This window comes from Plantactinospora sp. KBS50 (assembly GCF_002285795.1).
GTDB lineage: Bacteria > Actinomycetota > Actinomycetes > Mycobacteriales > Micromonosporaceae > KBS50.
Map to the genome: position 1 here is coordinate 5,659,976 of NZ_CP022961.1, position 22,973 is coordinate 5,682,948.

Annotated in this window: 16 protein-coding genes and 1 pseudogene; 6 read left to right on the forward strand and 11 right to left on the reverse strand. The window is 75.4% G+C overall.

Annotated elements, in window-relative coordinates:
• Positions 1–19: 19 nt before the first annotated feature.
• The 3 genes from nudC to CIK06_RS24435 are packed head-to-tail and all read right to left on the reverse strand — an operon-like array spanning position 20 to position 3,638.
• Positions 20–1,009, reverse strand: a complete 990-nt coding sequence (nudC, locus tag CIK06_RS24425; RefSeq protein WP_369916020.1) for an NAD(+) diphosphatase — start codon at positions 1,007–1,009, stop codon at positions 20–22.
• Positions 1,006–2,331, reverse strand: a complete 1,326-nt coding sequence (locus tag CIK06_RS24430; protein WP_095566775.1) for a pitrilysin family protein — start codon at positions 2,329–2,331, stop codon at positions 1,006–1,008. Before CIK06_RS24430 ends, nudC begins: the two co-directional genes overlap by 4 nt.
• On the reverse strand, positions 2,328–3,638 hold the full coding sequence (locus CIK06_RS24435) for a pitrilysin family protein (RefSeq protein WP_095566776.1): 1,311 nt from the start codon (positions 3,636–3,638) through the stop codon (positions 2,328–2,330). The genes CIK06_RS24430 and CIK06_RS24435 overlap by 4 nt, the downstream gene beginning before the upstream one ends.
• Positions 3,639–3,851: 213 nt before the next feature.
• On the opposite strand from CIK06_RS24435, the gene CIK06_RS24440 reads away from it, so the two are divergent.
• Genes CIK06_RS24440 through CIK06_RS24450 form a run of 3 tightly spaced genes read left to right on the forward strand, consistent with a single transcriptional unit; the run spans position 3,852 to position 6,566 of the window.
• The gene (locus CIK06_RS24440) at positions 3,852–4,913 is read left to right on the forward strand and encodes an ABC transporter substrate-binding protein (protein ID WP_095566777.1); all 1,062 of its coding nucleotides are present in this window, start codon (positions 3,852–3,854) and stop codon (positions 4,911–4,913) included.
• The gene (locus CIK06_RS24445) at positions 4,910–5,701 is read left to right on the forward strand and encodes an ABC transporter ATP-binding protein (RefSeq protein WP_095566778.1); all 792 of its coding nucleotides are present in this window, start codon (positions 4,910–4,912) and stop codon (positions 5,699–5,701) included. The genes CIK06_RS24440 and CIK06_RS24445 overlap by 4 nt, the downstream gene beginning before the upstream one ends.
• On the forward strand, positions 5,691–6,566 hold the full coding sequence (locus CIK06_RS24450) for an ABC transporter permease (protein WP_095566779.1): 876 nt from the start codon (positions 5,691–5,693) through the stop codon (positions 6,564–6,566). The genes CIK06_RS24445 and CIK06_RS24450 overlap by 11 nt, the downstream gene beginning before the upstream one ends.
• A 169-nt stretch (positions 6,567–6,735) precedes the next feature.
• Here the strand turns inward: CIK06_RS24450 and CIK06_RS24455 are convergent, their stop codons facing one another.
• From CIK06_RS24455 to CIK06_RS24485, 7 genes and pseudogenes are all read right to left on the reverse strand, one after another.
• Positions 6,736–7,746: a hypothetical protein gene (locus CIK06_RS24455; protein ID WP_095566780.1), complete on the reverse strand. Its 1,011-nt coding sequence runs from the start codon at positions 7,744–7,746 to the stop codon at positions 6,736–6,738.
• A 73-nt stretch (positions 7,747–7,819) separates the two neighbouring features.
• Positions 7,820–8,005 carry a hypothetical protein gene (locus tag CIK06_RS24460; protein WP_095566781.1) on the reverse strand — a complete coding sequence of 62 codons (186 nt, stop codon included), beginning with the start codon at positions 8,003–8,005 and terminating at the stop codon, positions 7,820–7,822.
• Between the two features lie 314 nt (positions 8,006–8,319).
• Entirely contained in the window at positions 8,320–8,523 is a 204-nt protein-coding gene (locus tag CIK06_RS24465) for a cold-shock protein (protein ID WP_076466503.1), read from the reverse strand.
• A gap of 219 nt (positions 8,524–8,742) precedes the next feature.
• On the reverse strand, positions 8,743–12,306 hold the full coding sequence (locus CIK06_RS24470; RefSeq protein ID WP_095566782.1) for a UvrD-helicase domain-containing protein: 3,564 nt from the start codon (positions 12,304–12,306) through the stop codon (positions 8,743–8,745).
• Positions 12,303–15,913, reverse strand: a pseudogene (locus CIK06_RS24475) (ATP-dependent helicase). The gene CIK06_RS24470 and the pseudogene CIK06_RS24475 overlap by 4 nt, the downstream one beginning before the upstream one ends.
• An 87-nt stretch (positions 15,914–16,000) precedes the next feature.
• A complete protein-coding gene (locus CIK06_RS24480) occupies positions 16,001–16,546 on the reverse strand; it encodes a TIGR00730 family Rossman fold protein (RefSeq protein ID WP_095566783.1) in 546 nt (181 codons plus the stop codon).
• Between the two features lie 8 nt (positions 16,547–16,554).
• Positions 16,555–17,412: a TIGR00730 family Rossman fold protein gene (locus tag CIK06_RS24485; RefSeq protein ID WP_095568098.1), complete on the reverse strand. Its 858-nt coding sequence runs from the start codon at positions 17,410–17,412 to the stop codon at positions 16,555–16,557.
• Positions 17,413–17,668: 256 nt separating this feature from the next.
• Between CIK06_RS24485 and CIK06_RS29670 the strand changes: the two genes are divergently transcribed.
• Positions 17,669–17,842 (forward strand): hypothetical protein, encoded by a 174-nt coding sequence (locus CIK06_RS29670; protein ID WP_157756928.1) that lies wholly within the window; start codon positions 17,669–17,671, stop codon positions 17,840–17,842.
• A gap of 94 nt (positions 17,843–17,936) precedes the next feature.
• On the opposite strand, the gene dapE is transcribed toward CIK06_RS29670, so the two are convergent.
• Positions 17,937–19,007: a succinyl-diaminopimelate desuccinylase gene (dapE, locus tag CIK06_RS24490; protein WP_095566784.1), complete on the reverse strand. Its 1,071-nt coding sequence runs from the start codon at positions 19,005–19,007 to the stop codon at positions 17,937–17,939.
• A gap of 90 nt (positions 19,008–19,097) precedes the next feature.
• Here dapE and dapD point away from each other — a divergent pair, with 90 nt between their 5' ends.
• On the forward strand, positions 19,098–20,057 hold the full coding sequence (gene dapD / locus CIK06_RS24495; protein ID WP_095566785.1) for a 2,3,4,5-tetrahydropyridine-2,6-dicarboxylate N-succinyltransferase: 960 nt from the start codon (positions 19,098–19,100) through the stop codon (positions 20,055–20,057).
• 121 nt (positions 20,058–20,178) lie between these two features.
• Positions 20,179–22,929 (forward strand): hypothetical protein, encoded by a 2,751-nt coding sequence (locus CIK06_RS24500; RefSeq protein WP_232533839.1) that lies wholly within the window; start codon positions 20,179–20,181, stop codon positions 22,927–22,929.
• Positions 22,930–22,973: the final 44 nt, after the last annotated feature.

Genomic DNA, 22,973 nt, shown 5'->3' on the forward strand with positions numbered 1-22,973 from the left:
AGGATTTGCCCCGCGCCGATCAGGCCGCCTGACCGGCGACCCAGAGTTCCACCAGGTACCGCGCGATCGACGACGGTGGCGGCAGCAGCACGCCCGCGCCGTCGCCCCCGTCCGCCCAGCCGCCGGCGAGCACCGCGGCGATCTCCCGTTGGCCGAACCAGCGGGCCCGGTCGATCTCGCGTGGATCGACCCGGATGCGCTCGGCCGGGTCCGCCCGGGCGAAGAAGCCGAGCATCAGCGAGCCCGGGAACGGCCACGACTGGCTGCCGGCGTAGCTGACCGAGGTGACCGCGACGCCGACCTCCTCGGCCACCTCCCGCCGCACGGCCGCCTCGGCCGACTCGCCCGGTTCGACGTACCCGGCCAGGCAGGAGAAGCGGCGCGACCCCGCCACGTCCGCCCAGCCCGTGTTGTGGCCGAGCAGGCACCGGCCGTCCGGGCCGGCCACCCCGTCGTGCACCAGCACGATCATCGCCGGGTCGGTACGCGGCCACATCTCCTGCCCGTCCTGCTCCACCCGCGACCAGCCGCCGCCGGCCGGCACGGTGGGCCGGCCGGTCAGCGGCGAGAAGGCGTGCCGGGCGTGCCAGTTGACCAGCGCCACCGCGGTGGTGAGCAGCCCGGCGTCCCGGTCCGAGAGCAGGTGCCCGACGTCGCGCAGCCGCGCCTGTTCGGCGCCGGGCAGCGCGGGCAGCGGGGCGTCCAGCGCGAACACCGGTGTCCCGTCCGCGTCGACCCCGAGGAAGAGCCGGTCGGCCGGCTCGTGTTCGGCCACCCCGGTCGCCTCGGACAGCACCAGTTCGGGTCGGCCGCCGGCGGCGGTGACCAGCACCCGGCCGCCGTTCACCACGTCCACCAGCAGCACCCGGCCGCGCCGCCAGGCGGCGGCCAGCCAGTCCGCATCGGTACGCCGGTGCGCCGCGCGGTCCAGCACGGCCCGGGCCAGCGGGGGCAGCCTCTCCGGCCCGGTCGCCGGTGCCGGCCCGGCGGGGTCCGGCGGGGCGGTCACGACGGTGCTGCCTCGCGGCGGACGGGTGCGAGCGCGGCCACCGGGTCGCCGATCCGCTCGGCGTCGCCGAGGATCACCGTGACGGCCCCGGCCGGCGCCAGGTAGCGCGCGGCCGCCGCGGCGACGTCCTCCCGGGTGACCCCGGCCAGCCGGTCGGCGTACTCGGCCAGGAACGGCAGGCGCAGCCCGGAGCCGGCGTACGCGCTGGTCAGCGCGGCCAGCCCGGCCTGGGTGGAGATGCCCAGTTGAAGCGTGCCGAGCGCGTACTGCCGGGCCTGCTCCAACTCGTCCTCACCGGGCGGCAGCACGGCCAGCCGGCCCAGTTCGTACTGGGTCTCCAGCAGCGCCGGTGCGGTGACCTCGGTGGCCACCTCGGCCGAGACGACCAGGGCCGAGCCGGCGACCGAGTGGTCGATGAGCGAGTGCGGCCCGTAGGTGTAGCCCTTGTCCTCGCGGATGTTCTCCACCCAGCGGGACGAGAAGTACCCGCCGAAGAGCAGGTTGGCCAGTTGCAGCGCGGCGTGGTCCGGATGGGTGCGCGGCACCGCCGGCAGGGCCATCCGCAGCGACGACTGCACCGAACCGGGCCGGTCCACGACCAGCACCGGGCCGGGTTCCAGCGGCGGCGCGGGCGGCAGCTCGACCGGCTCCGCGGCGCCGGACCACCCGCCGAGCGCCCGCTCCGCGGCGTCCAACGCCCGCTCCGGCTCCGCGTCGCCGACCAGGACCAGGATCGCGCCGGCCGGCTGTACCCGGTCGGCGTGCAGGCCGCGCAGGTCGTCCGGCTCGACCACCCGGACCTCGGCGGCGTCCGGGGTCTGCACGGCGTACGGGTGCCCGCCGTACATCCGCTTGAGCAGCGCCACCCGGGCCAGGTGCGCGGGCTGGCTGCCGGCCACCTGGATCCGGTCGATCAGCCGATCCCGTTCGGTGGCCACCTCGTCGGCCGGGTAGGTGGCGCCGCCGAGCACCGAGGCCAGCAGGTCGAGGATCCGGTCCAACCCGGTGACCAGGCCGTTTCCGGAGATCATCAGCCGGTCCGGGTCGACGCCAGCGCCGAGACCGCCGCCGACGGTCTGCAACGCCGCGGCGATGCCCACGTTCGACAGCTCGCCGGTGCCGGAGAGCAGGGTCTGCGCCAGCAGCGCACCCCGGGCCAGGTGGGCGCCGCCGAACGGTACCCAGAGGCGCACCTCGACCAGCGGTACGGCCGGGCGGTGCACGGCGATCGCGGTGAGCCCGTTGTCGAACGTCCGCTCGGCCTGGTCGGGCAGGGTGAGCCGGCGGGTGGGGCCGAGCGCGGGCAGCGTACGGACGGTCACTTGGCTCCTCCGGCGACGACGTCGATCGAGGCCCGGCGCTCGGGCCGGAGCGTGGCGGCGGCGGCCCGCACCTGGTCGGCGGTCACCTCGCCGATCCGCCGGGGCAACTCGTTGAGCAGACCCGGATCGGCCCGCTGCTGCTCCAGCACGGCCATCGCCAGGGCCCGACCGAGCACCGCGTCGGTCTCCCGGAGCAGGTGGGTGGCCATCCGCGCCTGGGTGCGCGCCAGCTCGCCCTCGTCCAGGCCGTCGGCGGCCAGCCGGTCGAGTTCCTCGTCGACGGTCCGCAGCAGCTTGTCCACCGATCCGCCCGGCGGGAGGTGGGCCTGGAGCAGCAGCGCCGTCGGGTCGCGCACGTCGAACGGGTCGCCCATGAAGCCGAGGTAGCCGCCCACCGTGGTGGCCGTGCGGTCCTGCTGCACGAGCCGGCGGACCAGCCGGGAGGCGTCGCCGTCGGTGAGCACCTCGGCCAGCACGACGTACGGCAGGTAGTTGGCGAAGTCGGTGATCGGGTTGGGCACCCGCCAGGCGCTCGCGACGGCCGGCAGCGGCGCCAGCGGGTCGGTGTAGGACTCGCGCCGCTCTGCGGTGAGGTCCGGTTCGGCGAAGTCGGGCCGCTGCGGCGCCGGCCGGGCCGGTACGTCGCCGAAGTGTCGCCGCACCAGCGCGGTCGCCTCGGCCACGTCGAGGTCGCCGGAGATCGCCAGTACGGCGTTTCCGCAGGCGTAGTAGCGGGCGAAGAAGTCGGCCGCGTCGGCGACGGTGGCGCTCTCCAGGTCGGTGAAGGAGCCGTACCCGTCGTGCGCGTTGGGGAACGTGTCGAACATGACCGGCGGCAGCCGCAGCCACGGGAAGCCGCCGTAGGGCCGGTTCAGCACGTTGACCCGGATCTCCTCCTTGACCACGTCGACCTGGTTGCGGAGGTTCTCCTCGGTCAGCCGCGGGCCACGCATCCGGTCGGCCTCCAGGAACAGCGCGCGTTCCAGGGCGTTCGACGGCAGCGTCTCGAAGTAGTCGGTGTAGTCCAGGTGGGTGGAACCGTTGAAGGTGCCACCGGCGCCCTGCACGTGCCGGAAGTGGGCGAGCTTCTCCAGGTTCTCCGAGCCCTGGAACATCAGGTGCTCGAAGAGGTGGGCGAATCCGGTGCGCCCCTCGGGTTCGGACCGGATGCCCACGTCGTAGACGACCGCCACGCCCACCACCGGGGCGCTGCGGTCCGGGGTGAGCACCACCCGCAGGCCGTTGTCCAGGGTGAACCGCTCCGCCGGATACGTCGTGGCTGGAATTTCCGATCTCCGCGCCGTCACGCACCGACCCTAGCGCGTCGACCCGGTCCGCGGGATCGGCGGCACCACCGAAGCCGTCGGGGTGTTCCGACCGGATCGGCGAGGGCGGGCCGGCGGGTGCGCGGCACCCGGCCGCCCGGCCCATTGACGGACCGCCGCGCATGACCCACTATTCCTACTTAGTTAATGGACATTGTGGTCCTGCGAACGTACGGACAGATGGATGGGACGGCGATGACACGTTCTCCGTACCGCCGGTGGGCGACGCTGGCGACACTGCTGCTGACGACCGTGGCCCTCGGCGCGGTCGGCGCCTGCGGCGACGGCTCCGGCGGCACCGCCGGCGCGTCCGGTCCGGTGCCGCTGCGGCTGGGCTACTTCCCGAACATCACCCACGCCCCCGCCATCGTGGGCGTCGAGAAGGGGATCTTCGCCGCGAAGCTCGGCGCCGGCGCCCGGCTGGAGACCAGGACCTTCAACGCCGGGCCGGCGGCGGTCGAGGCGATCTTCTCCGGCGCGCTGGACGCCGCGTACATCGGGCCGAACCCCACCATCAACGCCTTCGTCAAGTCGCACGGCCAGGCCGTCCGGGTCGTCTCGGGCGCCGCCTCCGGCGGGGTGGCGCTGGTGGTCCGGCCGGGCATCGCCTCCGCCGCCGACCTGCGGGGCAGACGGATCGCCACCCCCCAACTCGGCAACACGCAGGACGTGGCCCTCCGGTACTGGCTCAAGCAGCAGGGCCTGAGCGCCACCAAGGAGGGCGGCGGCGACGTCAGCATCGTGCCGCAGGAGAACGCGCAGACGGTGGACACCTTCCACAGTGGCGCCGTGGACGGCGCCTGGGTGCCCGAGCCGTACCTCTCCCGGCTGGTCGACGACGGCGGCAGGGTGCTCGTCGACGAGCGCGACGAGTGGCCCGGCGGAAGGTTCGTGATCACCAACCTGGTGGTCGGCACGAAGTTCCTGAAGGCACACCCGGACCTGGTCAAGCGGCTGGTCGACGGGCAGGTCGCGGCCACCGGGCTGATCAACGCGCACCCGGACGAGGCGCAGCGGGCCGTCGCCGACCACATCGGCACGGTCACCGGCAAGCCGCTGGACCTCGCGCTCATCCGGCAGGCCTGGCCCAGCATCACCTTCCTGAACGACCCGATCGCCGCCTCGCTCAAGGCCGGGCTGGACCACGCGGTCGCGGTCGGCCTCAGCCAACCGGCCGACCTCTCCGGGCTGTACGACCTGAGCTACCTCAACGAGGTCCTGGCCGCCCGGGGCGAGCCCGGCGTCCCGCTGCCATGAGCACGACCACGACGACGCCGCCGGGCGCCACCGCCTCGGTCGCGCTCGACGGCGTGACAAAGGTGTACGGGCGCGGCGAGCACGCCGTGCCGGCGCTGGACCGGCTGTCCCTCGACGTCGTGCCCGGCGAGTTCGTCTGCCTGGTCGGCGCCTCCGGCTGCGGCAAGAGCACGCTGCTCAACCTGGTCGCCGGGCTGGACCGGCCGACCGCCGGCCGGATCCGGGTGGGCGGCGCGCAACGGCCCCCGATCAGCCCCGGACTGATGTTCCAGGAGCCGGCCCTGTTCCCCTGGCTGACCGTCGAGGCGAACGTCGACCTGCCGCTCAGGCTGCGCGGGCTGCCCCGCGCCGAACGGCGGGAACGCGTCGCCGACCTGCTGCGCGCGGTACACCTGGCCGGCTTCGCGCGGCACCGCCCGCACCAACTGTCCGGCGGGATGCGGCAGCGGGTGGCCCTGGCCCGCACCCTCGCCCTGGACACCCCGGTGCTGCTGATGGACGAGCCGTTCGGCGCGCTGGACGCGATGACCCGCGACCTGCTGCACGACGAGTTGGAGCGCATCTGGTCGCAGCGCCGGCTGACCGTGCTGTTCGTCACGCACAACGTCCGGGAGGCGGCCCGGCTCGCCGACCGGATCGTCCTGCTGTCCAGCCGGCCCGGCCGGATCCTGCACACCACCGAGGTGACCGTGCCACGGCCGCGGCGGATCGACTCCCCCGAGGTCGCCGCCATCGCCGCGGACGTCACCGACCGACTACGTACGGAGGTGGGCCGGCATGGCCGGTGACACCCTGAGCCGCGACGCCGGCGTACTCACCGGGCTGGACGCCCTGGAGACCGCCGGCCGCGACGACGCGCCCGGCCGGCTCGGCCGGACCTGGGCGGCGCTCTGGCCCAAGCTCGCCGCCCTGGCCCTCGCGCTGGCCGCCTGGCAGGTGGTGGTCTGGACCGGCTGGAAGGATCCGTGGGCACTGCCCGGACCCGGGCCGGTGCTGGCCGACCTCGGCCGGTACGTCACCGGCGCCGCGTTCTGGCAGGGCCTCGCGGTGACCGGCCGGCGGGCCGCCATCGGCTTCGGCGTGGCCGTCACCCTCGGGCTGCTGCTCGGGCTCGCGGTGGCCCGGGTACGGGTGCTGCGCGCGGCGCTCGGCTCGATGATCACCGCGTTGCAGACGATGCCGTCGATCGCCTGGTTCCCTCTGGCCATCCTGCTGTTCGAGCTGAGCGAACGGGCCATCTTCTTCGTCGTGGTGCTCGGCGCCGCCCCGTCGGTGGCCAACGGGGTGATCCACGGCGTGGACTACGTGCCGCCCATCCTGGTCCGGGCCGGCCGCAACCTGGGCGCCCGCGGGATCGCGCTCTACCGGTACGTCATCGCGCCGGCCGCGCTGCCGGCCATCGTGGCCGGGCTCAAGCAGGGCTGGGCGTTCGCCTGGCGCAGCCTGATGGCCGGTGAGCTGCTGGTGGTGATCGCCAGCCGCACATCGGTCGGGGTCCAACTCCAGTACGCCCGGGAGTTCAACGACGCCGTCCGGGTCATCACCATCATGATCGTCATCCTGGTGGTCGGCCTGCTGGTGGACTCCGCGTTCTCCGCCGCGGACCGGGCCATCCGGCGCCGGTGGGGCGTGCTCGACCGGTCCACCGGGTGACGGCGGCCCGGCCCCGGCGCGCGGGACCGGGCCGGCGCGGCGCGGCGACGTCGGGCGGGCGGTCGCGCGGGCGGTCGCGCGGGCGGGCGGGCGAACCGGCGGTCGGGCGGGCGGTCGCGCGGGCGGTCGGGCGGGCGGGCGGTCGGGCGAACCGGGCGGGTCGGCTCGCTCACGCGGGACGGACGGAGGCCAGCGCCGCCTCCACCACCCAGTCGTACTGGCGGTGCGTGCCCGGGATCGAGACGTACAGGATCGCCGCGGTCGGCCGGCCGACGTCGATGCAGGCCACCGCGGCCAACTCGTCCCGGGCGCGCAGGCCGGCGCGCACGAAGTGCAGCCGGAAGACGGTGACCCAGGCCGGCAGCCCGCCGAGGGACCGCCGCTCGTCCCGGATCAGTTCCGCGCTGTTCGGCTGCGGGTAGTAGCTGGCTCGCACGTCCGCGGCCACCTGCCGGCCCACGCACTCCAGGTCCAGGGCCAGGGCGTCGTTGTCGGCGGCCGGCACCGAGCCGGACAGGATCGAGGCGTGGTAGTCGCTGCTGCCGTCGTACCCGGACTCCGTGACGAAGTGCTGACCCACCCGGTAGGACACCTGCAGCGTCCCGGCCCGCCACACCGTCCGCCATGGCTCCCAGGGCGCCGGGAAGGCGGCGTAGGAGATTCCGGAGTCGGTGTCCACGGTGCGCGGACCCGTGGGCACCGGCGCGGGTCCCGCCGGACCGGGACCGGCCGTACCCGGGCCGGCCGGACCGGGTGGGGCGGCGGTCGCCGCGGCGGTGGGCGGCGGGCAGGCGCGGGCCAACGGCGGCCGGCTGTCCCCGCCGGGCCGCCGGACCGTCCCCGGCGACGGGCCACCCGAGGACGTGTGCACGAGCACCAGGACCAGGCCGACCAGCAGAATCGAGCCGGCCACCCCGCCGAACCACCAGAGCGTACGGCCCCGGCCCGGCGGTCCTGGCGGCGTACCCGGCGGGGTCGGCGCCTGCCCCGGGGCCGGCGGCGGCCCACCCGGACCGACCGGCGGCGGCCGACCCGGGCCGGCTGGCGGCTGGGTGCGGCCGATCCCGGTCACCGGCCCGGCGGGCCAGCGGGCGCCGACGGGCTCGCCGGCCCGGGACGTCCCGGTGGATCGGGAGGAACCGGATGCCGGCGTGGAGTCGGGCGGGGGAACGGCGGCCATCGGTCCCAGTGAACACCATTCGCCCCGGGAATGACCGCCCGCCGGGTTGCCGGCGGCGTTGCCGGAGCCCGGATCAGCGGGCCTGGCGGGCCGAGAGTTCCGGCGTGAACAGCCCGTCCGGCGGGTGCAGATCGACCACCACCGCCCGCGGGCGTTCGTACCAGGGCACGAAGGCGACCACTCCGGCGAGCGTCAATCCGGCCGCGGCCAGTGCCAGCACCACGGCGATCTCCCGCTGGCCGCCCATGCCGTACCGCATGCCCCATCCACCTCCCGGATCCGGCCCCCCGGCCGGGCTTCACCCGGCCCCGCTCGCCACGCGTCGCGTTGCTCGAGGCCAGGATCCCCGACCCGGGTCGCGGAGACTGTCGTCCTTCGGACGCAACCGCCGGGATGGTCGTTCCACCTTCCCGTCCGAACGCCGGGACACCGCGGTACGTCCGGCGCGCAGTCACCGGAAAGCACCGGCCCGGCGTGCCGGTTGGCACGCCGGGCCGGTCATCTCACATGCTCGTGGCGGACCTCGACGGATCGCGACGTGGAACGCGCAGCGAGTGTCGTGGGGCAGGATGCTTACAGCGGCCGGATGTTCGCCGCCTGCGGGCCCTTCTGCCCCTGGGTGACCTCGAACTCCACCCGCTGGTTCTCGTCCAGGCTGCGGTAGCCGGACGACTGGATCGCCGAGAAGTGGGCGAAGACGTCGGCGCCGCCGTCGTCCGGGGTGATGAAGCCAAAGCCCTTGTCAGCGTTGAACCACTTGACCGTGCCAATTGCCATCGTTCTACGTCTCCCTGACGCTACCAGCGACCCGTTCCGGGTCGACAAGTCATCCGCGGCCGGATGCGCGCGGACCGTCGTCGCGTTGGTAACCCGCCCGGAAACGCCGGACACAACAAATGGCGCCCGGGGCAGGATTCGCACCAGGCGCGCACGGAGTGTGGGAACCAAAACTGCAACGCGCCGACCCTAGCACGCCGAACGGCCCGCGTGCGCAGGTCAGCGGGGTTCCGCCATCGGCACGCCGGCGACGAGCGCGGCGAGTCCCTCCGCGTCGAGCAGATCGGCCGGTCGGACCGTCGCCCCCTCCCGGACGTAGTGGAACGCCGCCCGCACCCGATCCACCGGCACCCCGGCCAGTTCCGCCCAGGCCAGCCGGTACGCGGCCAGTTGCACCGCGGCGGCCCGCGCGGCCGGGCCGGCGGGCCGGCGGCCGGTCTTCCAGTCGACCACCTCGAACCGCCCGCCGGGCGCGGCGTACACCGCGTCCATCCGTCCGCGCACCACCACCCCGGCGACCACCGTCGCGAACGGGACCTCCACCTCGACCGGTACCCGCTCGGCCCACTCGCTGGCCAGGAACCGTTCCTGCAATGCCAGCAGCTCCTCGTCGCCGGCCGCCTCCTCGTCCGCCGAACCGGGCAACTCGTCGATGTCCAGCAGCCGGCCGGCGCCGAAGCGCTGTTCGAGCCAGGTGTGGAAGGCGGTGCCCCGGCGGGCGTACGGATCGGGTCGCGCCGGCAGCGGCCGGCGCAGCGTGCGGGCGAGTTGCTGCGGATCCCGGTGCAGGGTCACCAGCTGCGACACGGTGAGGTGGTCGGGCAGCGGCACCTGGACCGCCCCGGTCTGCCGGGCCAGCCGGTCCCGCTCGGCCAGCAGCAGGTCCACCTCCTGCCGCCAGCGCCCGGCGTCCGCCGGGGCCGGCCGATCCGCACCCCCGACCGGGACCGGTCGATCCGCACCATCCGCACCCCCGACCGCGGGCGGGCGATCCGCACCGTCGACCGCGGGCGGCCGATCCGCACCGTCGACCGCGGCCGGGCGGTCCGCACCGTCGACCGGCGCGGCCGGTGCACCCTCCACGGCGGTCAGGGCTCGCCGGACCAGCGCGGCGCCGTCGGCCACGTCCGGCCGGCGGGCGCCCAGCGGATCCGCCGGCCAGTCCGCGCGGGGAACGATCCGGCTGGTCGGGTTCGGCTCGTCCGGCGCCGGCTCGGGCGCCCACTCGTCCACCGTGCCCGCCCCGGCGAGGCACTGGTCGCGGATCTCGGTGAGGAACGCCGACGGCCCGCGCGGCCGCTTGGTGCCCTCGCCCCACCAGTACCCGGAACACAGCAGCAGCCGGCGCGGCCGGGTGACGGCGACATACCCGAGCCGCCGTTCCTCCCGTTCGTCGTGCGCCCACCACCGCTCGCTGAAGCGGGTCAGCGCCGCGGCCACCCCCTTCTGGTCGGTCGCCTCGGCCAGCGACAGTTCGGGCAGGCCGGCCGCGTCGCCACGCAACGGGAACGGCAGCACACCCAGGCCGTACAGGTAGTGGTCCGACCCGCGTACCGGGCCGGGCCAGACCGCCCGGCTGAGCCCGGCGACCGCGACCACGTCCCACTCCAGACCCTTCGCGGCGTGCGCGGTGAGCACCTGGACGGCGCCCTCCACCACCTCCACCTCGCCGGGCGCCAGCCCGCGTTCCTCGTCCTGCGCCGCGGCCAGGAAGGCCAGGAACGCCGACAGTGGCGCCCCGGCCGAGTCCCGGGTGAACCGCGCGGCCACGTCGCCCAGCGCGTCCAGGTGCCCGCGGGCCAGTCCGGCGTCCCCGCCGGAGCCGCCCAGCCCGGCCCGCACCGCCACCTCCACGTCCAGGCCCGTGGTGCGTTCGATGTCGGCGATCAGGTCGGGCAGGGACTGGTCCAACCGGTGCCGCAGCAGCGCCAACTCCCGGCCGTACGCCTTGAGCCGGGCGTATCCCTCGGCCGAGTACCGCTGGGCCGGGCCGAGATCGGCCAGCGCCTCCACCAGGGTGGCCTCGTCCAGGCTGTCGGTGACGATCTCCGGATCGACGGCGCCGGCCTCCTCGACAACCGGAAACAGCGGCCGGTGCCCGCCTGCGCCGAGCCCCGGCTCCGGCTGCGCTTCGGCGGCGGCGAGCCGGGGCAGCTCACGCCGGGCCGTGGCGATCGCCCGCGCCCGGCGGTGCAGCTCCACCAGGTCCCGGGGGCCGATCCGCCACCGCGCGCCGGTGAGCAGCCGCAGCAGCGCGGCCCCGTCGGTCGGGTCGGCCAGCACCCGCAGGGTGCAGACCACGTCCTGGACCTCGGGGGTGTCCAACAGGCCGCCCAGCCCCATCACCTCGACGGGCAGGCCGCGCGCCCGCAGCGCCGCCTCGATCGCCGGGATCTGGCTGCGCAGTCGCACCAGCACGGCGGTGCTGGGCCGCCGGTCCAGCGGGATCTGCTCCGGCAGCGCGGTGCTGCGCGCCGCGCCGCGCCAGGCCGCGAGGATGCCGTCGGCGATCCACTCCGCCTCGTCCGCGTACGTGGGCAGCAGCGCGCAGCACACGGTGTCGGCCGGCGCCCCGCGGGCCGTGCGGCCGGGGATCGGCTCGGCGGTGCTGTACGCGGCGGACAGCTCCGCGACCTCGGCACCGGCGCTGCGCAGCGGCGCCGACAGGGCGTTGGCCACCCGGAGGATCTCGGGCCGGTTCCGCCAGCTGGTGCTCAGGGTCAGCGCGTGGGCCGCTCCCCCGTCCGGCCGGGGAAACTCGGTGGGGAAGCGGTCGAGCGTGCCCGCGCTGGCGCCGCGCCAGCCGTAGATGGACTGGCACGGGTCGCCCACCGCGGTCACCGGATGCCCGCCGCCGAACAGCGAGCGCAGCAGCACCACCTGGGCGTGGCTGGTGTCCTGGTACTCGTCCAGCAGCACCACCCGGTACCGCTCCCGCTCGGTCGCGCCGACCTCCGGATGCTCCCGGGCCACCCGCGCGGCCCGCAAGAGCTGGTCGCCGAAGTCCATCGCCTCGAAGTCCAGCTTGCGCTGCTGGAACGCCCGCACCAGGGGAAGCAGCTTGAGCCGGGTCTGCTGGACGCCGAGCGCCCGGCGCACGTCCGCGTACACCCGGCCGGGCCGGGACTGCACCTCGGCGAAGAACCGGCCGGTCCAGGCCGCCAGGTCGCCCGGCTCGACCAGGTGCTCGGCCAGCTCCGCGGCGAGCGCCAGCACCGCGTCGGTGATGGTGGCCGGGGTCCGGTCCACCCCGGTCATGTCACCGTCGTAGGTGCGCACCAGCCAGTCCACGACCTGCCAGCGCGCCGCCTCGGTGAGCAGCCGGGTGGCCGGCTCGTACCCGGAACGCAGGCCGTGCTCGGTGACCACCCGGGCGGCGTACGAGTGGTAGGTGGCCACGGTCGGCTCGCCGCCGATCAGGTCGCCGTCCCGGTCCCGCGGGTCCCGACCCAGCCGCCGGACCAGCTGGCCGAGCCGGGTCCGTACCCGGTGCGCCAGCTCGCCGGCCGCCTTGCGGGTGAAGGTCAGGCCGAGGATCTGCTCCGGCCGCGCGTACCCGTTGGCCACCAGCCAGACCACCCGGGCGGCCATCGTCTCGGTCTTGCCCGACCCGGCGCCGGCGACCACCAGCAGCGGCTCGACCGGCGCCGCGACGATGGCCGCCTGTTCCCGGGTGGGCGCCGGCAGCCGGAGCAGCCGGGCCAGCTCGACCGGGGTGTACCGGGGACCGGCGTCGGCGGCCGGCGGCGCCGGCGCGGCGGCGAAGAGCGAGGGCTGGGTCACTGCGGCTCGACCACCTGCCGGCCCTGCCCGGAGATCGGGCAGGAGCTGCGCACCGGGCAGACCCGGCAGCGCGAGTTGGCGACCGCCGCGAAGGTCGAGGCGGCCATCGTCTCCGCGGTACGCCGCACCATGTCCCGCGCCCAGCCCTCCTCGGCGCCGTCGGCGCCCTCGGCGGGCTGGTTCTGCTCCTTCGCGTCCCGGGCGGAGGTGCCGAGCTGCACCAGCGCGGCGCCGCCGGGACGGTCACCGTGCTCGGCGAACCCGCCCGCCTCGACCGCGGCCTGATAGCCGGCCAGTTGCGGATGCTCGGCGAGTTCGGCGGCGGCCACCGCCGTGGTCCGGCCGGTCTTCAGGTCGATGACCACGAGCCGGCCCTGGTCGTCCACCTCCAGCCGGTCCACCCGTCCGGTCAGCTGCACCGGGCGGGTGGGGTCGTCGAGCACGACCGCGAACTCCTGCTCGATGGCGAGCAGCCGGCGCGGGTTGTCGGCCAGCCAGCGCAGCAGCTTGTCGACCATGCCCTCGGCCCGGGCGCGTTCCGGCCCCACCATCCACCGGGCGGCCAGCTCGATCGCGTCGAACCGGGCGGCCACGTAGTCGATCAGCCGTTCCCGGTCCACGCTCGCGTCCTCGGCCAGCATGGCCGCCGCGTGCACCAGGTTGCCCACCCCCTGCGCGGCGCTGGCCGGCGCCCGTCCGCCGTGCCGTTCCAGCAGCCAACGCAGGCTGCACCGCAGCGCGCTCTCCATTCCCGACGGCGTGACCGGCACCGGTACGCCGTCGTCGTACAGCGGCCGGTCGTCGGAGAGCGCCCGCAGCCCCCACCAGTCGTCGGGGTGCGCGCCGGACACGCCCGCGGCGGCCAGCCGGGCCAGTTCCGCGGCCGCCGCCGCCCGGCGGTCCGGCGCCGAGGCCGGGTCGGTCACCGCCGTGCGCAGCTCGGCCACCAGCGCCGGCAGGGTGAGCGCGCGGGACAGCCGCCCCGCCGGCAGTTCGGCCTCCCCGTCGTCCAGTTCCGCGGGGGCCGGCCCCCGCCGGTACGCGGAGCCGGCGGCTGCCGGTCCGCGGGGGTCCGGTCGCCGGGGGTCCGGTCGCCGGGGGTCCCCGACCGCCGCGGGTCGTCGACTGCCGGGCCGGGCCGCGGGCCGCCGGGTCCCGGGTTGTCGGGTCCCGAGCCGCCGGGCCGCGGGCCGTCGGGTCCCGGGCCGTCGGGTCCCGGGCCGTCCGGTGCCGGGCCGTCCGGTGCCGGGCCGTCCGGTGCCGGGCCGTCCGGCCGCTGGCCGCCGTCGCCGGGCTCCGCACCGGCCAGCTCGTACAGGAACCGGCTCGGCTGCTCCTCGTGGTCGGCGCCGCCCACGGCCGCCGACGACACGGCGCTGACCAGCAGTTTCCGCCGCGCCCGACTGGCGGCCACATAGAACAGCCGGCGTTCCTCGTCCAGCAGGGCCGAGGTCTGGCCGACAAGCGTGGCGGTGCTGCCGGCGCCCCGACCCCGCCCGGCGACCATGTCGACCAGCCGCTCCGAGCCGAGCAGGCTGCCGCGCAGCCGCAGGTCGGGCCAGATGCCCTCCTGGACGCCGACCACGGCCACCACGTCCCACTCCAGGCCCTTGGCCGCGTGCGCGGTGAGCAGCCGTACCGCCTCGCCCCGGTCGGCGACCGGCGCGAGGGTGTCGGCGGGCAGGTCCTGGCCGAGCACGTGGTCGAGGAAGACCTCGGTCCGCGCGCCCGGCAACCGGTCGACGAACCGGGCGGCGGCGTCGAACAGCACCAGCACGGCGTCCAGGTCCCGGTCGGCGGCCTCGGCGCGCCAGCGCACGCCCGCCTCGTCGCCGGCCGCCACCCGTTCCCGGCGGCTCGCGGCGAACCACCGGTCGGCCAGCCCGCTGCCCTGCCAGACCGCCCACAGCACGTCCTCCACGGTGTTGCCCGGCCGGGCGGCGGTCTGGCGGGCGGTGGCGACGAGCCCGGCGAGCGCCTTCGCGGGCGCCGCCCAGCGCCGGTCCACCGCGGCCAGCCCGGCCGGGTCGCGGAGCGCCTCCACCAGCAGTTCCCCGGAGGGCCGCCGGTCGCCCGCGGCCAGCGCGAGCGCCCGCAGGCCCTGCCGCAGCCGCCGCTCGGCCAGCGGGTCGGCGCCGCCCAGCGGCGAGTGCAGCAGGGCGACCGCGGCCTCCTCGTCAAGCCGCTCGGGCTCCAGCGCGCAGCGCAGGAGCAGCAGCAGCGGCGCCACCGCCGGTTGCAGGTGCAGCGGCAGATCCTCGCCGTGCACCACGGTGGGCACCCCGGCCGCGTGCAGGGCGCGCTGGACCGAGGGCAGCTGCAGGGTGGTCGAGCGGACCAGCACGGCCATCCGGGACCACGGCACGTCGTCCAGCAGGTGCGCGCTGCGCAGCGCGTGCGCCAGGTAGGCGGACTCGCTGGTGGCCGAGCGGAAGGTGCGCACGGCCACCTCGCCGGGATCGGACCCGGGACCCGGGCCGGGAGGCGACCCGGGAGGCGACGCGGCGGGCGACCCGGGAGGCGATCCGGGGCGGGGCGCCGGGCGCAGGTCGCGGTGCGCCACCGGCCCGCGCAGCCGGACGGCCACCCGGCGCAGGCCGGCCAGCAGGACCGGCCCGGCCCGGTACGAGGTGGTCAGCAGCAGCGTCCGGGCCACCGCCCCGGAGGCGGTGCGGAACCGGTGCGGGAAGTTGGCGATGCCGCTCGGGTCGGCGCCGCGGAAGGCGAACGTGGACGAATCGGGGTCGGCGAAGGCGACCAGCGCGCTCCCCCCGCCGGCCACCAGGGCCAGCAGGTCGCGCTGCGCCGGGTCGGTGTCGGCGAACTCGTCCACGTACACGTACGCGAGCCGGTGCCGCTCGGCGGCCAGCAGGTCGGGATCGTCCGCGAGCAGCCCCGAGGCGGCCCGGACCAGCTCGGCGGGGTCGTAGGCGGCCGAGCCCCGGGTGGTGGCGTCGCGCAGGGCGAGCACCGAGACGTACTCCCGCAGGAAGCGCGCGGCGGCCGGCCAGTCGGCCCGGTCGGCCTCCCGGCCGAGCCGGGTCAGCCCGGCCGGCCCGATGCCCCGTTCGGCGGCCCGCATGAGCAGGTCACGGAGCTGTTCGGCGAAGGCCCGGGTACGCAACGCGGGGTGCAGCCCCACCGGCCAGCCCGACGGATCCCCCTCGTCGGCGTCCGCCGCGTCCAGCAGTTCCCGGATGATCAGGTCCTGTTCCGGCCCGGTGAGCAGCCGCGGGGCCGGTTCGCCGCGCTCGGCCGCGGCACGCCGGAGCAGCCCGAATGCGTACGCCGGGAACGTGCGGACCAGCGGCTCGTGCACCACCCGGTGCCCGTCGCCGGCGATCCGCCGCTCGATCCGGTGCCGCAGCTCGGTCGCCATCCGGCGGCCGAACGTCAGCACCAGGATCCGCTCCGGGTCCACCCCCTCGGCGATCCGGGCGGCCACCGCCTCCACCAGCAGGCTGGTCTTGCCGGTGCCGGGGCCGCCGATCACCAGCAGCGGGCCACCGGTGTGCGCGACCACCTCGGCGTGCACGGGGTCGTCGAACCGCGCCGGCGCGCCGTCGGGCCGCCGGCGGACCAACCGGTACGCCTGCACGCCGCCCATCAGATCACGCCGGTACGACCGGCGGCCGGCAAGGAAGGGCCCTCGGCGCCGGTGCCGGCGCCCGAAGGGTCGTTCCGCGCGTCGGCGTCAGCCGAGCCGTTCCTCGATGGCCTCCAGCGCCGCGGGTACGGAGTCGGCCACCGCCAGCATGTCGATGGCGCTGCGGGACACGAACCGGGTGCCGGCCAGCCCCACCAGCCAGTCCACCAGTCCGGTGTAGAAGCCCCCGGCGTCCAGCAGCACCACCGGCTTGCGGTGGATGCCCAGGGTGGCCGTGGTCCAGACCTCGAACAGCTCGTCGAGGGTGCCCAGCCCGCCCGGCAGGGTCAGGAAGGCGTCCGACTTCTCGATCATGACGTTCTTGCGGTCGAGCATGCCCTCGGTCACGATCAGTTCGTCGGCGCTGACGTCCGCCACCTCGCGGTCCACCAGCAGTTGCGGGATGACCCCGAGGGTGTGCCCGCCGCCGCTGCGCGCGCCGTCGGCGACCGCGCCCATCATGCCCACACAGCCGCCGCCGGAGACCAGCGTGTGGCCGCGGCGGGCGATCTCCCGGCCGGTCTGGGCGGCAATGTCCAGCCAGGACGGCTCCAGGGTCCGGGACGAGGCGCAGAAGACGCAGATGGCGGCCATGGTTTCGGTCAGCGCTCCTTCGAGTCGGCGGCGGACTTCCGGTACGCGGCCTGCTGGTCGGCCGCGGTCCGGGCGACAGCCTCATCCTCCCGGGCCCGTTGCTCGGCCGTGAGCGCCGCGTCCGCATCGACGATATGCCGTACCGCCTCCGGCACGCTGTCGGTGACACAGACGAGTTCCAGGTCCACCTGGCTGATCTTGCCGTCCGCGGCCATGGTGTCCCGGAGCCAGTCGAGCAGCCCCCGCCAGTACGCCGTGCCCATCAGCACCACCGGGAACCGGGTGACCTTGCCGGTCTGCACCAGGGTGAGCGCCTCGAACAGTTCGTCCATGGTGCCGAAGCCGCCGGGCAGCACCACGAACGCCTGCGCGTACTTCACGAACATGGTCTTGCGGGCGAAGAAGTAGCGGAAGTCGATGGCGAGATCGACCCAGTCGTTGAGGCCCTGCTCGAAGGGCAGTTCGATGCCCAGCCCGACGGAGAGCCCGCCCGCCTCGCTGGCGCCCCGGTTGGCCGCCTCCATCACCCCCGGCCCGCCGCCGGTGATGACCGCGTAGCCGGCCCCGGCCAGGGCGCCGCCCAACTTCTCGGCCAGCTTGCACTCGGGGCTGTCCGGCCCGCTGCGGGCGGACCCGAAGACGCTGACCGCCGGCGGGAGGTCGGCCAGCGTGTCGAACCCCTCGACGAACTCCGACAGGATCCGCAGTGCCCGCCAGGCGTCCTTGGTCTTCCAGTCGGCCCGCGACCGCGAATCCAGCAGCCGCTGGTCGGCGGTGCTGGCCGGGATGGCCTCGCGACGCAGCGTGACCGCGCCCCGGTGCCACTCCCGGGCGCGCACCCGGCCACCGTCCCCATCCTGTTTCATGCGGTCAACCGTAGTGCGGGCACCGCGGCGGCGACCGGCGTCCGGGTCGGTCCCGGCCGCCGGATCGCCCGCCACCGGCACGCAGCGCCACCGATCACCGACACCGCGCAACAATCGGGGGCCGGTGTGAAGTTTCCGACCGAAACATTCGAGTCCTGGATCAACCAATTGTGTCGCAGGGACGTCTTAACCTGCGGATACTGGATTCACGGCGCCGGCCGGGGGTCCGGACGTCGCGGGGGAGGGAATCGCTGTGATGACCAATCGGGAGAAGCTGCGCTACCGCCGGGAGATGCACCAGCGGATCCGGGAACTGGTGGCGGAGCGTCGACAGGCGCGCATCAGCGGGACAGGGCTGGCCGACGGTGGGGACGCCTCCGCCGCGGACCAGCGGGTCGGCCACGACGAGGAAGCGCTCGTCGGCGGGTGAGTGCGCGGCCCGGATCAGGCGACGGTTGACGAGGGGCATCCGTCGCCGATCCGGGCCGTCGCCGTCTGGCACCGCAGGCCGGGACCGACCGGCCTCAGCTGGCCAGCCACCGGTGCAGGGTGGCCGCGCCGTCACGCAGCTTGGCGATCTCGACGTGTTCGTCGGGGTGGTGCGCGAGGTTCGGGTCACCCGGCCCGAAGTTGAGCGCCGGGATGCCGAGCGCGGCGAACCGCGCCACGTCGGTCCAGCCCAGCTTCCCCACCGGCGCCTCGCCGACCGCGGCCAGGAACTCCAGCGCCGGCTCGGCGGTCAACCCCGGCAGCGCCCCGGGCGCCAGGTCGGTCACCACCACGTCGAAGCCGTCGAACACCTCGCGGATGTGCTCCTGCGCCTGCTCTGGCGTCCGGTCCGGCGCGAAGCGGAAGTTGACCTCCACGTCGCAGCGGTCCGGCACCACGTTGCCGGCCACGCCGCCGCCGATGCGGACGGCGTTCATGCCCTCCCGATAGGTGCAGCCGTCGATGGCCACCGTCCGGGCCTGGTACGCGACGAGCCGGTTCAGCACCTCGGCGGCGGCGTGGATGGCGTTGACGCCGTGCCAGGAGCGCGCCGAGTGCGCGCGCCGGCCGGTCGTGCTCACGATCGCCCGCATGGTGCCCTGGCAGCCGGCCTCCACCACCCCGTACGTCGGCTCCAGCAGCACGGCGAAGTCGGCGGTCAGCCAGTCCGGGTGGGCCTGGGCGACGAGGTGCAGCCCGTTGTACCGGGACTCGATCTCCTCCGCCTCGTAGAAGAAGTAGGTCAGGTCGTACCGCGGGTCGGGCAGGGTGACCGCCAGGTGCAGCGCGTACGCCACCCCGGACTTCATGTCCGAGGTGCCGCACCCGTACATCAGGTCGTCCCGGATGGTGGACGGGAAGTTGTTGTTGATCGGCACCGTGTCCAGGTGCCCGGCGAGCACGACCCGCTGGGACCGGCCCAGGTCGGTACGCGCCATCACCGTGTTGCCGAGCCGCTGCACGGTCAGGTGTGGGACCGCGCGGAGCACCTCCTCGACGTGGTCCGCGAGTTCCTTCTCGTTGAGCGACACGGACTCGACATCCACCAGGGCGCGGGTCAACGCGACCGGGTCTGCCAGCACGTCAGGGGTCAGCGGGTTCACCATGCTGGGCACGGTACCGTCATGACCGGTCCGGCGAGTGGTCCGTCCGCTCCTGGGTAACCGAGGTCATCGGCGAAGATGGAGGGGCAACCCGTGATGTCAGCGCAGCCCGCCTGGGGCATCGGTCTGGCCACCGTCGGCGCGGGCGACCAGGTCCTGGACACCTGGTACCCGACGGGCAAGCTGGGCCTCGGCCCGCTGCCGCTGGTGCCCGGCGAGGACCAGGGCGACGTGCTGGACCTGCCGCCCTCGGCGGTGGGCGACCGGGCGCTGCCGGGGCTGCGCACGGTCGAGGTGACCACCCAGATCGGCTCGCTGGCCGACCCGATCAAGGGCACGGCCGACGCGTACCTGCGGTTGCACCTGCTCTCCCACCGCCTGGTACGGCCCAACGAGCTGAACCTGGACGGCATCTTCGGGGTGCTGCCGAACGTGGCCTGGACCTCCGCCGGTCCGTGCCCGCCGGACCGGGTCGACGAGCTGCGGGTGATCGAACGGGCCGCGGGCCGGCACCTGAGCGTGTACGGGGTGGACAAGTTCCCCCGGATGACCGACTACGTGGTGCCGGGCGGGGTGCGGATCGCCGACGCCGACCGGGTCCGGTTGGGCGCGCACCTGGCGTCCGGCACGACCGTGATGCACGAGGGCTTCTGCAACTTCAACGCCGGCACGCTGGGCGCCTCCATGGTCGAGGGCCGGATCGTGCAGGGCGTGGTGGTCGGGGACGGCTCGGACGTCGGCGCCGGCGCCTCGATCATGGGCACGCTCTCCGGCGGCGGCACCGAACGGGTCCGGATCGGCGAGCGGAGCCTGGTGGGCGCGAACGCCGGCATCGGGATCTCGCTCGGCGACGACTGCGTGGTCGAGGCCGGTTGCTACGTGACGGCCGGCTCGAAGATCACCCTCCCGGACGGCCGGGTGGTCAAGGCACGCGAGTTGTCCGGAATGAACGGCCTGCTGTTCTGGCGCAACTCGGTCACCGGTGCGCTGGAGGCGAAGCCGCGGGCCGGGCACGGCAGCACGCTGAACGCGGCGCTGCACGCCAACGACTGACCCCCGTTATCCAGGCAAGATTCCTCCTTTCGTACGAGGCCATTTAGCCCGAACGGACGATCCGTTCGTACGCATGTTTGCGCACTCTGGGTAATGAAGCGATTACTCTCCGGGGGGCGAGGTGCGCGGGCGGATCCTCGAACTGCGCGTCCACGGGGTGTCCAACACCCCGCCGGCGGACATCCTCGGCATCGTGGACGATGCCGAGGCCGCCAGCCGAGCCGTGCCACCGCGAATGGTGGCCGGGGACGCCACCACCGGCTTCTACCGGTCGGCCAGCCCCGACCCGGACGAGCCGGTCGAGGTCGAGGCGTACAGCTGGGGGCAGTTGACCTCCGGCGCCCGCACCGCCAAGGACGTGGAACGCGGGCTGTGGACCCTGCTGCTGCCGTTCACCCTGGCCAACGTCGCCCTGCACGCCCGGCCCGAGATACCCGCCGACCCGGACGAGGAACGCTGGCACAGCCGCAGCGGGATCGGCGCCTGGCTGATCCGGCTGTTCTGCCTCAGCCTGACCGCCACCCTGGTGCTCGCGGCCACCGGCGTGGGCGTCGACCTGATCGGCTGGCAGTGCGACACCGCCCGGTGCCTGGCGCAGGTCCCAGGCTCCTGGGAGTTCCTCGCCCAGGGGTGGTGGAGCCAGTCGGCCCGGCCGCTGGCCGTCGGCCTCCTGCTGCCGTACGGGCTGCTCGCGCTCGTCGGGCTGCTGACCTGGCGGACCTACCAGTACGAGGCGGACCTGCCCGCCGGACCGGCGGACCCGGCCGACGACGGGCTGGACAACCCGCTGCGACACCCGACGTTCTGGTGCGGCGAGGGCCAGGTCCGCCGGCTGGCCGCGCTGCACCTGGTCACCGGTGCCGCGGTGGCGACCGTCGTACCGCTGGGCGCCGTGCTCGCCGCGCAACCCCCGGCCGGCGCCCGGACGGTGCTGGCCTGGGCCGCCGCCGCGGCCCTGGTGGGCACCGTGGTACTCGCCGCCGCCGCGCTCGGACACCCGTACATCGCCCGCCGCTGCGGGCCCGCGCCGCTCGGCGGGTACGCCACCGGGCTGATCTGGCTGGTCCTGGCCGGCATCGCGGCGGCGCTGGCCGTGCTGCTCCTGCCGGCCACCGCCGGCGGGGTCCCGCTCGGCGACGCCCACTCCGCCGGCTGCCTCGCCGGCTGCGCCCGGGACCACTCACTGCCCGGCTTCAACGGCCTGCTCGGCTGGCTGGCCAGCGCACAGGTGCTGATGATCGTCGCGGTCGCCGGCGTCTCCCGTACCGGCCGCGGCACGCTCGCCGGACCCGCCGCCGCGGCGGTCGCCCTGCCGGCCGCCGTCGGCTGGCTCAGCGGCGTGGTGCCGGGTGTACCACCGGCGCCCGGCTGGCTGCCGACCTGGGCGGTGCTGGTCGCGGTCTTCGCCGGCACCGCGGCCGGGACGCTGCTGCTGCCCCGCCGGCCCGCCGCGCCCACCGGCGCCGGCCGGTACGACCGGATGGCCTGGGGTGGCTGCGCGCCGGCCGTCCTGGCCGGACTCGGCTGGCTGCTCGCCGCGTCATACAGCGCCGGAGCCCTGTACTGGACCACCGCCCGGCTCAACCGCGGCGGCGACGCCGCGCCCGTCCTGCTGCCGGTGCCGGTGGCCTGGGCCGGTCCCGCGTTCCTGCTCGCGCTGCTCGCGCTGGTCGGCACCGGGGTCCGGATCTGGGTGGAGGTGCTGCTGCTGCGCCGGCGGATCCTGGCCGGCCTGATCAGCACCGGGCCGCCGCTGTCCGCGCACGAACGGCGGCGGGCGCGGGACGTCGCCATGTTCCACGCCCTGCACCGGCTGGTCGGCGACCGCGTGCTGCGGCTGGTCGGCCAGTTCACCGCGCTGGCCGGGCTGCTCGCCGCGCTGGCCACCGCGGTCGCGCTGGCCGGGCTGCAACCGGTGGCCGTCAGCCCGGCCGGCTGGGCGATGCTGGTCCGGGCGGCGGTCGACGGCGGCGCCTCGCTGGCCGGCCTGCTGCCCGTGCTGGTCTGCGCGCTGGGGCTGCTGGTCTACCGGAACGACACGGTCCGCCGGGCCGTCGGCGTGGTCTGGGACATCGGCACCTTCTGGCCCCGGGCCGCCCATCCGCTCGCCCCACCCAGCTACGCCGAACGGGCCGTACCGCAGTTGCAGACCCGGGCCACCGGCCTGATGGCGCTGCCCGACGACGACCCCCGGCGAGCCGACGCGATCATCCTGTCCGGCCACAGCCAGGGCGCGGTGATCTCCGCCGCGGTGATCCTGCAGATGCCCGTACGCTGGCGCCGGCGGATCTGGTTCTTCTCGTACGGCTGCCAGCTCAGCAAGCTCTACGGCCGGGTGTTTCCGGCGTACTTCGGCCCGGACCGGCTCCCCGCGGTGACCACCGCGCTCACCCCGCCCGGCGGCCGGCCGGCCTGGACGAACTTCTGGCGGCCCACCGATCCGCTCGGCTGGCCCGTACCGGCCGCCGACCGGGAACTGGCGGTGCGCGACCCGGTGGCGCTGCACCCCCGCGGCGGTGAGGTCCGTGACCCGCCGATCCGCAACCACGGCGGCTATCCGCGGGCGCCGGAGTACCAGCGGGAGCGGGCCGAGGTCGCCGCGCTGCTCGGCGCCGCCCGGCCGCCGGCCGAACCGCCCCACCCGTCGCTGGCCGAGCCGGCCCCCGGGTCGCCGTCCGAACCCGGTCCAACGCCGGAGTCGGGGCCGGAGTCCGGGCCGCGGCCGGAGCCGGGCTCCGCTCCGGGGCCGGGGCCGGGGCCAGGATCGGTGCCGGAGCCAGGATCGGTGCCGGAGCCAGGATCGGTGCCGGACTCCGTGCCGGGGCCACAGCAGCGGCACGGGTCCACCACCGACGCGGTCAACCCAGCCTGACGCAGCCCCCTCACGTGCGCTTCGTTTGCGCGGCCCATCGCAGG

Bases quoted from the DNA above. Each gene is read 5' to 3' on its own strand.
- CIK06_RS24460 (WP_095566781.1), bottom strand. From the start codon at position 8,005: ATGCGGTACGGCATGGGCGGCCAGCGGGAGATCGCCGTGGTGCTGGCA.
- CIK06_RS24440 (WP_095566777.1), top strand. From the start codon at position 3,852: ATGACACGTTCTCCGTACCGCCGGTGGGCGACGCTGGCGACACTGCTG.
- CIK06_RS24465 (WP_076466503.1), bottom strand. From the start codon at position 8,523: ATGGCAATTGGCACGGTCAAGTGGTTCAACGCTGACAAGGGCTTTGGC.
- CIK06_RS24450 (WP_095566779.1), top strand. From the start codon at position 5,691: ATGGCCGGTGACACCCTGAGCCGCGACGCCGGCGTACTCACCGGGCTG.
- CIK06_RS24480 (WP_095566783.1), bottom strand. From the start codon at position 16,546: ATGGCCGCCATCTGCGTCTTCTGCGCCTCGTCCCGGACCCTGGAGCCG.
- CIK06_RS29670 (WP_157756928.1), top strand. From the start codon at position 17,669: ATGACCAATCGGGAGAAGCTGCGCTACCGCCGGGAGATGCACCAGCGG.
- CIK06_RS24455 (WP_095566780.1), bottom strand. From the start codon at position 7,746: ATGGCCGCCGTTCCCCCGCCCGACTCCACGCCGGCATCCGGTTCCTCC.
- CIK06_RS24485 (WP_095568098.1), bottom strand. From the start codon at position 17,412: ATGAAACAGGATGGGGACGGTGGCCGGGTGCGCGCCCGGGAGTGGCAC.
- CIK06_RS24445 (WP_095566778.1), top strand. From the start codon at position 4,910: ATGAGCACGACCACGACGACGCCGCCGGGCGCCACCGCCTCGGTCGCG.
- dapE (WP_095566784.1), bottom strand. From the start codon at position 19,007: ATGGTGAACCCGCTGACCCCTGACGTGCTGGCAGACCCGGTCGCGTTG.